The 13,381-nt window shown below is 56.7% G+C and carries 10 protein-coding genes and 1 pseudogene; 8 read left to right on the top strand and 3 right to left on the bottom strand.

What is annotated here, in order from left to right; all coding sequences use genetic code 11:
- Nucleotides 1–200 precede the first annotated feature (200 nt).
- Nucleotides 201–869 carry a GntR family transcriptional regulator gene (locus FZF21_RS11475; protein WP_003856981.1) on the top strand — a complete coding sequence of 223 codons (669 nt, stop codon included), beginning with the start codon at nt 201–203 and terminating at the stop codon, nt 867–869.
- Between the two features lie 123 nt (nt 870–992).
- Here FZF21_RS11475 and pqqU read toward each other — a convergent pair whose 3' ends face one another.
- Complete coding sequence (gene pqqU, locus FZF21_RS11470) at nt 993–3,110, bottom strand: TonB-dependent receptor PqqU (RefSeq protein WP_047738625.1); 2,118 nt, start codon at nt 3,108–3,110, stop codon at nt 993–995.
- A 246-nt stretch (nt 3,111–3,356) separates the two neighbouring features.
- Here pqqU and FZF21_RS11465 point away from each other — a divergent pair, with 246 nt between their 5' ends.
- Entirely contained in the window at nt 3,357–4,418 is a 1,062-nt protein-coding gene (locus FZF21_RS11465) for a YncE family protein (protein WP_023303790.1), read from the top strand.
- A 92-nt stretch (nt 4,419–4,510) separates the two neighbouring features.
- Here FZF21_RS11465 and ansP read toward each other — a convergent pair whose 3' ends face one another.
- Both ansP and FZF21_RS11455 read right to left on the bottom strand, forming a co-directional pair.
- Nucleotides 4,511–6,007, bottom strand: a complete 1,497-nt coding sequence (ansP, locus tag FZF21_RS11460) for an L-asparagine permease (RefSeq protein WP_015570454.1) — start codon at nt 6,005–6,007, stop codon at nt 4,511–4,513.
- Nucleotides 6,008–6,334: 327 nt separating this feature from the next.
- Nucleotides 6,335–7,225, bottom strand: coding sequence for a LysR family transcriptional regulator (locus FZF21_RS11455; protein WP_015570455.1), 891 nt, complete (start codon nt 7,223–7,225; stop codon nt 6,335–6,337).
- A gap of 112 nt (nt 7,226–7,337) precedes the next feature.
- On the opposite strand from FZF21_RS11455, the gene FZF21_RS11450 reads away from it, so the two are divergent.
- The 6 genes and pseudogenes from FZF21_RS11450 (at nt 7,338) to FZF21_RS11420 (ending at nt 13,375) form a co-directional block, all read left to right on the top strand.
- Entirely contained in the window at nt 7,338–7,736 is a 399-nt protein-coding gene (locus FZF21_RS11450; RefSeq protein WP_015570456.1) for a cupin domain-containing protein, read from the top strand.
- Nucleotides 7,737–7,807: 71 nt separating this feature from the next.
- The gene (locus tag FZF21_RS11445; RefSeq protein WP_023303788.1) at nt 7,808–8,347 is read left to right on the top strand and encodes a shikimate kinase; all 540 of its coding nucleotides are present in this window, start codon (nt 7,808–7,810) and stop codon (nt 8,345–8,347) included.
- Nucleotides 8,348–8,456: 109 nt separating this feature from the next.
- Entirely contained in the window at nt 8,457–9,458 is a 1,002-nt protein-coding gene (locus tag FZF21_RS11440; RefSeq protein WP_032653686.1) for an LLM class flavin-dependent oxidoreductase, read from the top strand.
- Nucleotides 9,455–10,576, top strand: a complete 1,122-nt coding sequence (locus FZF21_RS11435; RefSeq protein ID WP_017382285.1) for an amidohydrolase — start codon at nt 9,455–9,457, stop codon at nt 10,574–10,576. The genes FZF21_RS11440 and FZF21_RS11435 overlap by 4 nt, the downstream gene beginning before the upstream one ends.
- A gap of 16 nt (nt 10,577–10,592) precedes the next feature.
- Nucleotides 10,593–12,856: pseudogene (locus FZF21_RS22200) on the top strand (NtaA/DmoA family FMN-dependent monooxygenase).
- A 9-nt stretch (nt 12,857–12,865) separates the two neighbouring features.
- Nucleotides 12,866–13,375, top strand: a complete 510-nt coding sequence (locus FZF21_RS11420) for a GNAT family N-acetyltransferase (RefSeq protein ID WP_045334933.1) — start codon at nt 12,866–12,868, stop codon at nt 13,373–13,375.
- Nucleotides 13,376–13,381 lie beyond the last annotated feature (6 nt).

The raw sequence follows: 13,381 nt of genomic DNA, 5'->3' as shown, positions 1-13,381 counted from the left end.
TTGTCTTTAATTAATCCATAAGCATTGCGCGCCATCGGCCCAGCTGAGCCAGAAGTGGTAAACGTAATATTAATTGAACAATTTTTATTTTAACGCGCGCCCTTCATACCAGGCATGACGATACAGGATATATCAAACCGGCGATGTTTTTTTAAACAGTCGCTGAAAATGGCATTTTGTTTTGGCTACGGGAATTAAACATGCTTGATTTGGAAAACCTGGAAAAAGCACAAAGAATCAGTCTGACGATGCAAGTTGAGAACAGTTTAAAGGGAGCGTTAATTACGGGCTCATTAAAACCTGGGGCTCGACTCATCACGAAAGAGATTGCGGATAAATTAGGCACCAGCATCACACCGGTGCGCGAAGCCCTGCTGCGCCTGGTGTCGGCAGGCGCATTACAGGCCACGCCTGCTCAGGCGTTTTTGGTGCCAGAGGTTACGCTGGAGCGTTATAACGAAATTAACGCCATTCGAAAACAGCTTGAGCCGATGGCCGTTGCGGCGGCGTGTCAGAATATGACCGAGACCAAACTGGATGCATTACGCGCGCTGTCAGATAACTTCAGCACCGCCATGCATCAGGGCGATGTGCAGAAGGCGATCCATGCCAACCGCGTGTTCCGGTTTACGCTTTATCAGTATGCCGAAATGCCGACCCTGAACTCGCTGATTGAGCAGCTCTGGGTACGGATTGGTCCGTGTATCAACTACCTGCACGAAGAGATGAAAGATATCCCTGCAACGACTTACCATTATGCCGATCTGCTTTCTGCGCTTGAGCAAAGGGACGTGACGGCCAGTCGGGAAGCGATCGACCGAGCCATTGATGAAGCTAATATCCTCCTGCAACGGCAATACTACAGTTAAGGATCGCACTGGCGCACTTATTTTTTTATTCGTTTTAAACTTCCCTGAGTATATTCCCGGCGCTTAAGGCTACCGGGAATGATGTTATTTTTTTACCGGCAACGTGCGCTGCCGGAAAATGTTTTACTCAAAGCGATAAGAGACCGACAGGCCCACGCCATAGTTACGGCCAGGGGCGGGTTCGTAATAGCGATTGTAGCCGGCGTTTACAATCTCTGAACCGACGTACTCTTTATCAAACAGGTTATCGACGCGACCAAAGATGTCCATTCCCCATTTGCCGTAATTGAGTTTATACCCGGTATTCAGACCGACCACGGTATAAGAGGGCGCTTTGGCGGTATTGGTGTCGTTTGCCATCACGTCGCTCATGTAGCGGGCATCTGCCCCCGCGTACCAGCCTTCCTCAGGCTCCCAGCCAAACGACGCATACCCCATGTTACGGGCAATCCCCGGCATCCGGTTGCCGCTACAGTCTGCATTGTTACAGACGTTGGTACGGTAGGTCGCATCGAGATAGGTCCACGCCATTTTCAGCTTCCAGTTTTCGGCAAACTGCTGGTCGAGCGCAATTTCCACACCCTGACGACGCGTTTTCCCCGCATTTTTGTAGGTAGTGCGACCATCTTTGTTTTCGTCCACCACGATCTCGTTGTCGGTATCCGTGCGGAACAGCGCCGCCGTCAGGATGCCATTGCCGATGCGGGTTTTGCTGCCAATCTCATAGGTGTTGTTGGTTGACGGTTGCAGATTAATATTGAGGCCGCCTTTGCCATCAGAACGGTAGGAGAGTTCGTTGATGGTCGGGGTCTCAAATCCACGTCCCGCCGCGGCATAAAGGTTCCAGGCGTCGGTCACGGCGTATTTCACCGCACCAGCCGGGAGCCATTTATGGTAGCTGGCGTCACCGCTGTCATCGCCGTTTTGCGGGGTAATGTAATGATCGTTGGAGTCAAACCAGACGGAGCTGTAACGCACGCCCGCCTCAACGGACAGCTTTTGCGTGAGCTGCCACTGGGTTTGCAGGTAGGGATCAAGGTTCCACATCAGGTTACGTTCGTCACGGCGTTTGTTACCCTTCACGCCAAAATCCGGCACGCCGTTGTTCATCACGAAGTTTTCATACCCGCGGCGATTTTCACTCATATTTTCGTAGTTAAGGCCGGTGGTAAACGTTACCGGCACCAGCAGCTCGCCGCGGTGGGTCCAGCGGGTATCAATACCCTGATAATGGCGCTGCATATCAATTACGCCGCCCGAATGCGCTGGATTTTCAGTCTGCGTGGTATCCGGAATGGATTGGTACTGGGTCATTTCACGCTCACCGGCGTACATCATCACGCTGAGGTCGTCCTGTTCGCTCAGCTGACGGTCGTAGCGGATCCCAGCCTGGGTCTGCTTAATGGTTTTACGCGTATTGTACTGATCGCCACGGGGTGACTGGCGCGGGTTGTTCTGCCACTCCTGATAACTCAGTCCGCCCGGATCGTTGGCTTTCATGTCCACGCTGTTAAAAATCAGCGTTAGCTTGCTGACATCATCAATGCGCACGCCCAGTTTCGCGTTGGCGAGGTTTTTCCGTGCGCCGCTGTGGTCACGATAGCCATGTGTGGTGAAACGGGTGGTGGATACCGCATAGTCCACATCCCCCGCCTGAGTCCCGTCGCCCACCGCACCGGTGGCCTTCATGCCGTAACGCCAGGTGCCGTAGCTGCCGTAATAGCTGCTGGCTTCAATTGTGGCTGGCTGTTGTCCGGTCTGGGTGTTGATGTTAATCACGCCGCCGGAGGCATTGCCGTACAGGGCAGAGAATGGGCCGCGCAGCACGTCGACGCTCTCAATGCTGTTGAGGTCAATGTTTGACGTCTGCCCCTGGCCGTCGGGCATGGTTGCCGGAATGCCGTCCACGTACATGCGGATCCCGCGTACGCCGAAGGTCGAACGCGCGCCGAATCCGCGAACGGAAAGTTGCAGATCCTGAGCATAGTTCTGGCGGTTCTGGATTTGCAGGCCTGGTACGCTCCCAAGGGATTCAGAAAGGTTGATGCGCGGTGTGGCATGTCGCATATCCTCGCCGCTCACCACGCTGACTGCGGCCGGGGTGTCCAGTTCGGAGACGGTTTGCGGCGTGGCGCTGACGATCAGGGTCTGTTCTTCCGCGGCCATCGCACTCAGCGGGCCAAAAATGACGGGAACGAAGAGCAGTGGTAGTGATGCCTTACGGGCAGTAATAATTTTCATGGAGTAAACCGGTTAAGAAAAATTCGAACCAAATCAACTGGAACCTGTGTATATATGTTAAATCCTTTGTAAATGTTATGAAAACTATAACCGCACATTTCGTGAATGTAAGGTTTTGAAGGAAAGAAATACTCCACATTCAACTCATTAATGATTACTATTCTCATTAAAATAACGGCAAAGCGATGACTTTGCCCACCGGAAGTGATGTCAGCGGTAAATCTCCTCATTTAAAAAGGAATTGTTATGTCTTTACGTCATCTGTGCTCGCCGCGCCTGCGTGGGTCTCTGCTGTTGGGCTCTTTACTGTTTGCCGGTACGTTCCAGGTTCATGCCGCTGAAGAGATGCTGCGCAAAGCGGTCGGCAAGGGCGCGTATGAAATGGCCGTCAGCCAGCAGGAAAACGCGCTGTGGGTTGCGACGTCACAAAGCCGCAAAACCGATAAGGGCGGCGTGGTCTATCGTCTGGATCCGGTCACGCTGGAAGTGACGCAGGCGATTCATAACGATCTCAAGCCGTTTGGCGCCACGATCGATAACGCCACCCAGACGCTGTGGTTCGGTAACACCGTCAACAGCACCGTGACGGCGATTGACGCCAAAACGAGCGAGGTGAAAGGGCGCCTGGTGCTGGACGATCGCAAGCGTAGCGACACGGTGAAGCCGCTTCAGCCGCGCCAGCTGGTGGCCGATGACACGACCAATACGGTTTACATTACCGGTATCGGCAAGGAGAGCGTGATCTGGGTTGTTGATGGCGCAACGCTGAAGCTGAAGGACACCATCACCAACACCGGCACGTTCAGCACCGGTCTGGCGCTGGATGCGAAGGCAAAACGCCTGTATACCACCAATGCGGACGGCGAGCTGGTGACCATTGATACGGCAACCAACAAAATCCTCAGTCGTAAAAAAGTGCAGGATGACGGAAAAGAGCACTTCTACCTGAACCTGAGCCTGGACACTGCCGGCCAGCGTGCGTTTGTGACGGATTCAAAACAGCCAGAAGTGCTGGTGGTGAATCTGAAAGATGGCAGCGTGATGCAGAAAATCGCCGCGCCAGCATCGCTGGCCGTACTGTTTAACCCGGCGCGTAACGAAGCCTATGTGACGCACCGCGAGGCGGGCAAGGTGAGCGTGATTGACGCCAAAACCTACAAAGTGACCAGGACCTACGATACCCCGGTTTACCCGAACAGCCTGGCGCTGTCTGCGGACGGTAAAACGCTGTACGTAACGGTGAAACAGAAATCAACCCGTCAGCAGGAAGCGACCCAGCCTGACGATGTGATTCGTATCGCGCTGTGATGGTGGAATTGCCCGGTGGCGCTGCGCTTACCGGGCCTACAAAACCATGAGATGTAGGCCGGGTAAGGCGAAGCCGCCACCCGGCTTTTTTATTAACGCGAGGTTTCTTCTACCAGCGGTGCGTCGTGCTTTTCATCGTCGTGATGAAGCGGCGCGGTGCTGTGGATCTCGTGAACGCGCTTACGCACGCCGAACCAGCCAGCAATCAGCAGAACCGCCAGCAGTGGGATCGTCGCGATGGTGTAAGTACCGTTCGGGTAGTCGAAGGCCATCAGCACCAGCACGCTGAACAGGAACAGCAGGGTGAGCCAGGAGGTCACCGGTGCGCCCGGCATCTTGAAGCACACATCAGCCGCTTTGCCTTCTTTGATCGCTTTGCGCAGACGCATCTGGCAGACCACAATAAAGGCCCAGGAGGCGATAATCCCCAGTGCAGCCACGTTCAGAACGATCTCAAATACGCGGGACGGCACCAGATAGTTCAGGAACACGCCAAAGACGTAAACCACCAGCGTGGCCAGAATCCCCGCATAAGGAACCTGCTGCCTGCTCATCTTCGACATAAACTTCGGCGCAGAGCCTCCCATCGACATGGAGCGCAGGATACGGCCCGTCGAATAGAGCCCGGAGTTCAGGCTGGAGAGCGCGGCGGTCAGTACCACGATGTTCATGATGCTGCCCACGTACGGCACGCCCAGCTTAGAGAAGAAGGTTACAAACGGGCTTTGCCCCGCCTGGTATGCATTCCACGGCAGCAGCAGCACCAGCAGCACCACGGAACCCACATAGAACAGACCGATACGCCAGATCACGCTGTTGATGGCTTTTGGCACCATCGTCTGCGGATCTTTACATTCGCCTGCCGCCGTACCGACCAGTTCGATGGAAGCAAAGGCGAACACCACCCCCTGCACCAGCACCAGCGCAGGCAGCAGGCCGTGCGGGAAGAAACCACCGTTATCGGTAATCAGGTGGAAGCCGGTTGCGTTACCGTCCAGTGGTTTACCGGTACCGAGGAATACGGTTCCGACCACCAGGAAGATCACAATGGCCAGCACCTTCACCAGTGCGAACCAGAACTCCATCTCGGCGAACCATTTCACGCCGATCATGTTCATGGTCCCGACAATTGCCAGCGCCCCAAGGGCGAACACCCACTGCGGCACATCGCCAAACGCGCCCCAGTAGTGCATGTACAGCGCAACGGCGGTGATATCGACGATACCGGTCATCGCCCAGTTAACGAAGTACATCCAGCCCGCGACATACGCGGCTTTTTCACCAAGAAACTCGCGGGCGTAAGAGACAAAGCTGCCGCTGGAAGGGCGGTGGAGTACCAGTTCGCCGAGGGCGCGAAGGATGAAGAAAGAGAAGATCCCGCACACCAGATAGACCAGGGCGAGAGCGGGGCCAGCCATTTGCAGACGTGCGCCTGCACCTAAAAACAGACCTGTACCGATAGCGCCGCCGATGGCGATCATCTGCACCTGACGGTTGCCCATCGCCTTGTGATAGCCCTCTTCATGAGAGTTCAACCAGCGACGTTTCGCAGCATGATGATCGGCTGCGCTTTTATTGCTTGTTTTCATTGAGTTACCTGTTTGCCTGTCTGAACCATTAACGTGATAGTCCTGCCTGGCAGATGCCGAAACAAACGATTGCTTCTGCGCAGACACATGCCGCCTTTCCAGTCATTCTGTGTATGGATAAGGCAAAACATGGCGAGGCATCCTACCCGCAATTGTTAAGCGACGCAAAATATAACCGTGTCGAAAGTGATGCTCGTCGAAGGAAATCGTGTGGTCAGAGCAGACGGCGATCACAACGCGCTGAATCGTGACGTTTTTTTAGGCAAAAAGGTCTGCGAATGCTGATTTAATCATCAGGTTTACTTAATAGTTACTTATAGGTAGAGCTTATGAATGCCGCAGGGCTGCAATAAGTAATGCAAACGCGGTAGTGTGCTGGCGGCGGCTCGGATAGTACAGATGGTATCCCGTAAAAGCCGGGCACCAGGCTTCAAGCACACGCACTAACCGGCTCTCAGCAAGGGCGTCCTGAACCGCATCTTCCGGGACGTACGCCAGCCCCAGACCGTTTTCGGCGGCATCGATGCGTTGCGGCAGGCTGTTGAGGATCAGCTGGCCGTCAACCCGCACGCGCAGCTCACGTCCGTCCCGTTCAAATTCCCAGGCATATAATCCGCCGCGTGTGGGCAGGCGCATATTAATGCAGCGGTGCTGATCAAGCTGCTCCGGCGTTTCCGGTACGCCGAAACGTTGCAAATACTCTGCCGACCCGACGACCGCCATGCGCATGTCCGGCGCAATACGAACGGCAATCATATCTTTCGCCACCTGCTCACCCAGACGCACCCCCGCGTCAAAGCGGCCATCGACAATATCAGTCAGCCCATTGTCCACCGTGACTTCAACGTTGATATCAGGATACTGCGCCATAAAGGGTTTAAGCACAGGCCACAGCACCGCAGACATGGCGTGCTCCCCGGCGGTAAGGCGAATATTCCCGGCAGGTCTGTCGCGGGTATCACGCAGCGCGGTGAGTTCCTGCTCGATCTCCAGCAGATGGGGGCTTAAGCGCATGAAGAGTTGCTCGCCGGCCTCGGTAGGGGCCACGCTACGGGTGGTGCGGGTTAACAGACGGACTTCCAGCCTCGTTTCCAGATTGCGCATTGCGTGGCTGAGCGCCGACTGAGATACCCCAAGCTGCGCCGCGGCGCGGGTAAAGCTGCGCTCCCGGGCGACGACCATAAAGGAAAGCAGATCGTTGAAGTTGTCTTTTAACATGGTGGTTTACTCGATTTATGAAATGAATTCATGGTTCCTTTCTGATTATGCACTCTAATGCTCCCCATGGCTTTACGCTACTGTTAACGCAACAGCAAACGAGGAGTTAATCATGAAAATTATCCGTAGCGGTTCGTTACCTTCCGTTCAGGGGCCAGAGGCCTGGTTTACCGGCTGCGTGCGCATTGACGCGCCTTTCCAGGCGACTGAACCGGCAAAAGTCGGCGGCGCGACCGTCACCTTTGAACCCGGCGCACGTACCGCCTGGCATACGCATCCTCTTGGACAAACGCTGATCGTGACGCAGGGGCGCGGCTGGTTACAGGAGTGGGGGAAAGAGGCGGAACCGCTGAATCAGGGTGATATCGCCTGGATCCCACCCGGCGTGAAGCACTGGCACGGCGCAAGCGCGCAGACGGCCATGACCCATATCGCCATCGCAGAAGCTGTCGACGGGAGCCCGGTGGCATGGCTGGAGAAGGTCACCGACGAGCAGTATCCGAACGAGTAGTCTGGCGTTTCGTAAACAAATTATTAACGTTATGATTCGATCCGTTTTCTTCAGCATGTGCAGGCGGAACGGTGAAAATCAATATCATAGGCACCAGCGGAAGTGGGAAAAGCACGTTTGGCAGGCGAATCGCGGAGGCGCTGGCTATCCCTTACATTGAGATGGACAGGCTTTACTGGCGAGCGAACTGGCAGGGAACACCGGATGATGAGTTTCTTGCAACCCTGGAAAAAGCGCTCGCCGCCTCGCCTGACTGGGTCCTGGACGGGAATTACAACCGCACACGCGACGTTAAGTGGCGCGACGTCGATCTGGTGGTGTGGATAGATCGTGGGTTTATCCGCACGCTCTGGCAGGCGGTGACGCGGGCCTCCAGACGCGCCTGGCACAAACAGGAGCTCTGGCCCGGCACGGGGAACCGCGAAAGCTTTCGTCGGTCGTTCCTTAGCAAGGACTCTATTATCATCTGGACGATCAAAACCTGGCGCAGCAACCGCAAACGATATGAGGCGGATATACAAAACCCGCAGTACGCACACATTCGCTTTCTCCGCATTACCCGACGGCAGGATGCGGAAAGACTCATTACATCGCTCAAATCACGCCGATGACAGACTCTCTATTGCCGTTTTCCGGCAATCCAAATGTAAATTAATTGTTTCTCAGAGGTGAAATCCACCTTTAATAATGACGACATGTTAAGTCAAACGAGAACGCAACATGTCATGGCGAATCAGCATTCTGGATAAAAGCCCCGTCGCAGAACACGAAACAGCCGCCGATGCGCTGGCGCGAACCTTAGCACTGGCGCAACAGGCAGAAACGCTGGGTTATCACCGCTTCTGGATTGCCGAACACCACAATACCCCGCAGCTTGCCAGCCCCTCGCCGGAGCTGCTGATTGCCTGGATCCTCGGGCAAACAAAACGTATTCGCGTGGGCTCAGGCGGCGTCATGCTGCAACATTACAGCCCCTATAAAGTCGCCGAAAATTTTAACGTACTGGCCGCCATTGCGCCGGGCCGGGTTGATCTGGGCGTTGGCAAAGCGCCCGGCGGTCTGCCGCTCTCTACCCGCGCCTTGCAGCACGGCCTTAATCCGCAGGAAAAAGGCAGCTTTGCTGAACAACTGACGCAGCTCGATCGCTGGATCCGCCCTGAAAATCAGTCAGCGGAGGAGGACGTTCGCGCCACGCCGCTGCCGCCGGTGCCTGCCCGGGGGTTTCTGCTGGGCGCCAGCACAGAAAGCGCGCTGCTGGCGGCCTCCCTCGACTGGCATTTTGTCTTTGCCGCCCATCTGAACGGTGATCCTGAGCTGCTGCGCGAGGTCGTCACAGCCTGGCGTCAACACAGCGTCCGGGAGGTGATTGTGGCCGTGCAGGCCATTGTTGCCCCAACCCAGGCTGAGGCCGATGCGCTGGCGCAGAAGGTTGAAGTGTGGGGCGTGGAGCTGGCAAACGGACAGCGCGTCACCGTCGCCAGCGAAGAACAGGCCTACGCCTTTGCGCGGCAGGCGGGGAGTGAACCGGTGCGCATCGCGCGTCGGGCGCAGTCTCTGCTGGCCGGAACGGCGGCGTCGGTGCTTGAACAGCTCAACGCGTTGCATCAGCAGTGGGGGATTGACGAATTTATCATCGACACGCCGGTCGCTGATGGCGCAACGCGCGTGCAGTCCCTGCGACTGCTGGCCGAGGCGCGTCTTAACAGGGAGGTTACCGTATGAGCTTTAGCGAACAACTGATTGCCTGGCGCCGTGAGCTGCACCAGAACCCTGAACTCTCTGGTCAGGAGGTCGAAACAACGGCGCGCCTGCGCGAGTGGCTGACGGCAGCCGGGATTGCCCCGCTGCCTTACGATCTCCAGACCGGGCTGGTTGCGGAGATCGGCACGGGCAACGCACTGGTTGCGCTGCGCGCCGATATCGACGCGTTACCCATCGACGAGCGCAGCGGGGTGCCGTTTAGCTCCCGGCGTGCCGGGGTGATGCATGCCTGCGGACACGACATTCACACCAGCGTGATCCTCGGCGCCGCGCTAAAGCTGAAAGAGCGGGAAGCCTCGCTCAACGGTCGCGTGCGGATCCTGTTCCAGCCAGCGGAAGAGAATTTCGGCGGAGCAAAAAGCATGGTGCGGGCCGGGGCGTTACGCGACGTACGCGCGATTTTCGGGATGCATAACGAGCCGTCACTGCCGGTCGGCGAGTTTGCCACGCGCGGCGGCCCGTTCTATGCCAACGTTGATCGCTTCGTTATTCACGTGACCGGCAAAGGCGCGCATGCCGCACGTCCCCATGAAGGCAACGACGCCATCGTGCTGGCAAGTCAGCTGGTAACCGCGCTGCAAAGCGTAGCCAGCCGTAACGTCAACACGCTGGATTCGGTTGTTCTGAGCGTGACGCGCATCGCCGGGGGGAATACCTGGAACGTGCTGCCGGAAAGCGTTGAGCTGGAGGGCACGCTGCGCACGCACCGCACGGAAGTGCAGCAGAACGTGAAAGCGCGCGTCGGTGAAATCGCCGCCGGATTTGCCAGCGCCTTTAGCGCGCAAATCAACATCACCTGGTACGCCGGGCCCACCGCGCTGGTGAACGATGAGCACTGGGCCGGGTTTGCCACCTCGGTCGCGCGCGAAGCGGGATATGAAACCCGGCATGCGGAACTGCACATGGGCGGGGAGGATTTCGCGGTCTATCTGCAAAACATACCCGGCGCATTTGTCAGCATTGGCAGCAACAGTCCGTTTGGGTTACATCACCCGGCATTTAACCCGGACGAAGCATTAATCGAACCCGCTGCCCGCTATTTTGCTCAGCTCGCGGAAAAAGCCCTGCAACACGTTTAATTAATTTGAGGTGAATATGTCTGCACATCGTCAATTGCGGCTGGGGACCATTTTGCATGGTGCATCCGGAAATATGTCTGCCTGGCGCCATCCGGCGGCGGTCGCGGATGCCAGCATTAATTTTGATTTCGTTAAAGAAACGGCTTTAAAAGCAGAAGAGGGCAAGCTCGACTTTATATTTGTGGCCGACGGCCTTTATATTAACGAGAAATCCATTCCGCATTTTTTAAACCGCTTTGAGCCGCTGACAGTGTTGTCCGCGCTGGCGAGTATCACCTCGCGCCTGGGGCTGGTCGGCACGTTATCCACCTCCTACAGCGAGCCTTTCACCGTTGCACGCCAGTTCGCCAGCCTCGATCACCTGAGCAACGGACGCGCGGGCTGGAACGTGGTGACGTCACCGCTGGAAGGGTCAGTCAGGAACTTCTCCCGCGAAAAACACCCGGAGCATGCGCTGCGCTACCGCATTGCCGATGAGTATCTCGACGTGGTGAAGGGGCTGTGGGATTCCTGGGAAGGGGATGCCTTTATCCGCAATAAAGAGAGCGGACAGTTCTTTGATGCGTCGAAACTGCATACTCTTGATCACCACGGTGATTTCTTCCAGGTTTCCGGCCCGCTGAATATTGGCCGCACGCCGCAGGGACGTCCGATTGTCTTTCAGGCTGGTGCGTCCGACGACGGTAAAAAGCTGGCGGCAAAACACGCTGACGCCATCTTTACCCACCATGACACGCGGGAAGAAGCCCAGGCTTTTTACCGCGATGTTAAACAGCAGCTGGAAAGTCACGGCCGCCGCGCAGAGGATTTACATATATTCCAGGGCGTCAGCGTGATTGTTGGAAACGACGCCGATGACGTAGAAAACCAGTATCAAACTACGGCGGCACTGGTCTCCATTAATGATGCGCTGAATTACCTCGGACGTTATTTCGAGCATCACGACTTCAGCCAGTATCCCCTCGACGCGCCGTTCCCGGATATTGGCGATTTGGGCAAAAACAGCTTCCGCAGCACCACCGATGAAATCAAGCGTAACGCCCGTGAGCGCAACTTAACTCTGCGTCAGGTCGCGCTGGAAGCCGCATCGCCGCGCCCGCGTTTTTCCGGCACACCGGAGCAGGTGGCCGATGGTTTACAGGCCTGGTTCGAAGAGAAGGCGGCGGATGGCTTCATCATTCAGGGCGGCACGCCGGACACCTTCCCGCGCTTTGTCGACCAGGTGGTGCCCGTTTTACAGGCGCGCGGCCTGTTCCGCACCGACTATCCCGGCACCACGCTGCGCGAAAGTCTGGGCTTAGACGAGCCCAAAAATCAGTTCACACAACAATAAAAGAGAAAAATGCTATGCAGAAATCATCGCTTATTCTGGCGCTTGCGCTGGCCTTTACCCCTGCCGTCTGGGCAGAGAACGTCAATATTAACGGCACCGGCGTGAGCATTGAGGCCAATAAAACGCCGATCAATACCGCCAAAAACAGCGATGCGATCGCGCAACTGCCGAAAGACTATCGTTTTGCCGTGCCGGGGAAATTTACCGTGGCGGTGGCGGGACTGAATCAACCGCCACTGACGGTCTTTTCCGACGACAACAAAACTCTGCTGGGAAGTGAGGTCGACATTGCGCGTCTGGTGGCGGACAGCCTCGGACTGGAGCTGAACGTGGTGCCCACCTCCTGGGAGGACTGGCCGTTGGGGGTTGCCTCCGGGAAATACGACGCGGCTATCAGCAACATCACAGTCACTAAAGCGCGCAAAGAGAAGTTCGACTTCGCCACCTACCGCAAGGATTCACTTGGCTTCTACGTGAAATCCACCAGTCCGATCAACTCGCTTGTGAAGGCAGAGGATATCGCCGGGCTGCGCATCATCGTGGGTTCCGGCACCAACCAGGAGGCCATCCTGCTGGCATGGAACGAAGAGAACCTCAAAAAAGGGCTTAAACCCTTTACGCCGATCTACACCAAAGACGACGCGGCCCAAACGCTGGCGCTTCAGTCCGGACGCGCGGACGCCTACTTTGGCCCGAACGTGATCGGTGCCTGGAAAGCGGCGCTTAACGGTAAAACCAAACTGGTCGGCAGCGTCGACGGCGGCTGGCCGAAGGCGGCGCATATCGCGGTGACGCTGAAAAAAGGCAGCGGCCTGGTCGAACCGGTTCAAACCGCGCTGAACGGCGCGATCAAGAACGGAGATTACGACAAAGTGCTGAACCGCTGGGGGGAAGGTGTGGAGCGTATCCCCAGTTCCGAAGTTAACCCGGCGGGTCTGGGCGATTAAGGAGGCGCTATGCGCGAACAATTTCGTGACGTTTCGCCGGAAGATGCCGATCTTCAGCCCATTATCGAGGGGCTTTTCGGTGAGTACGCCGCTCGTTACGGCGACTACTTTTCAAAGGATGCGGAAGTCGAGCTGACAGAGTGGTACCTGGCGCCGCAGGGGCTCTTTATTGTCCTGGAGCGCGATGGCGAGATCATCGCCACCGGTGCGTACAAGCCCTTCGACGAACATACCGCAGAGATCAAACGCATCTGGACGAATAAAACGCTGCGCCAGCAGGGGCTGGCCGCGCGCGTGGTACAGGAGCTGGAGCGCCGGGCGGTGGTGGCGGGCTACAGCCACATCTACCTGACCACGGGGTTTCGCCAGCCGGAGGCAGTGCGGCTCTATCTCAGCCAGGGGTACCAGCCGCAGTTCGATCTTAACCGTGATCCGGAAGAGTATAGCCAGCCGCCGTTCGACGGTCGGCTGCGTTTCACCAAGACGCTGATCCGCGAAGCGCTCAGCAAAACCGCATAAGGAGCG

This window comes from Enterobacter sp. LU1 (genome assembly GCF_008271405.2).
Classification (GTDB): domain Bacteria; phylum Pseudomonadota; class Gammaproteobacteria; order Enterobacterales; family Enterobacteriaceae; genus Enterobacter; species Enterobacter hormaechei_C.
This window is presented reverse-complemented; position numbering and strand designations above follow the sequence as displayed.

What these genes read in the sequence shown, in the direction of transcription:
- FZF21_RS11475 (WP_003856981.1), top strand. Translation starts at nt 201, where the DNA reads ATGCTTGATTTGGAAAACCTGGAAAAAGCACAAAGAATCAGTCTGACG.
- pqqU (WP_047738625.1), bottom strand. Translation starts at nt 3,110, where the DNA reads ATGAAAATTATTACTGCCCGTAAGGCATCACTACCACTGCTCTTCGTT.
- FZF21_RS11465 (WP_023303790.1), top strand. Translation starts at nt 3,357, where the DNA reads ATGTCTTTACGTCATCTGTGCTCGCCGCGCCTGCGTGGGTCTCTGCTG.
- ansP (WP_015570454.1), bottom strand. Translation starts at nt 6,007, where the DNA reads ATGAAAACAAGCAATAAAAGCGCAGCCGATCATCATGCTGCGAAACGT.
- FZF21_RS11455 (WP_015570455.1), bottom strand. Translation starts at nt 7,225, where the DNA reads ATGTTAAAAGACAACTTCAACGATCTGCTTTCCTTTATGGTCGTCGCC.
- FZF21_RS11450 (WP_015570456.1), top strand. Translation starts at nt 7,338, where the DNA reads ATGAAAATTATCCGTAGCGGTTCGTTACCTTCCGTTCAGGGGCCAGAG.
- FZF21_RS11440 (WP_032653686.1), top strand. Translation starts at nt 8,457, where the DNA reads ATGTCATGGCGAATCAGCATTCTGGATAAAAGCCCCGTCGCAGAACAC.
- FZF21_RS11435 (WP_017382285.1), top strand. Translation starts at nt 9,455, where the DNA reads ATGAGCTTTAGCGAACAACTGATTGCCTGGCGCCGTGAGCTGCACCAG.
- FZF21_RS11420 (WP_045334933.1), top strand. Translation starts at nt 12,866, where the DNA reads ATGCGCGAACAATTTCGTGACGTTTCGCCGGAAGATGCCGATCTTCAG.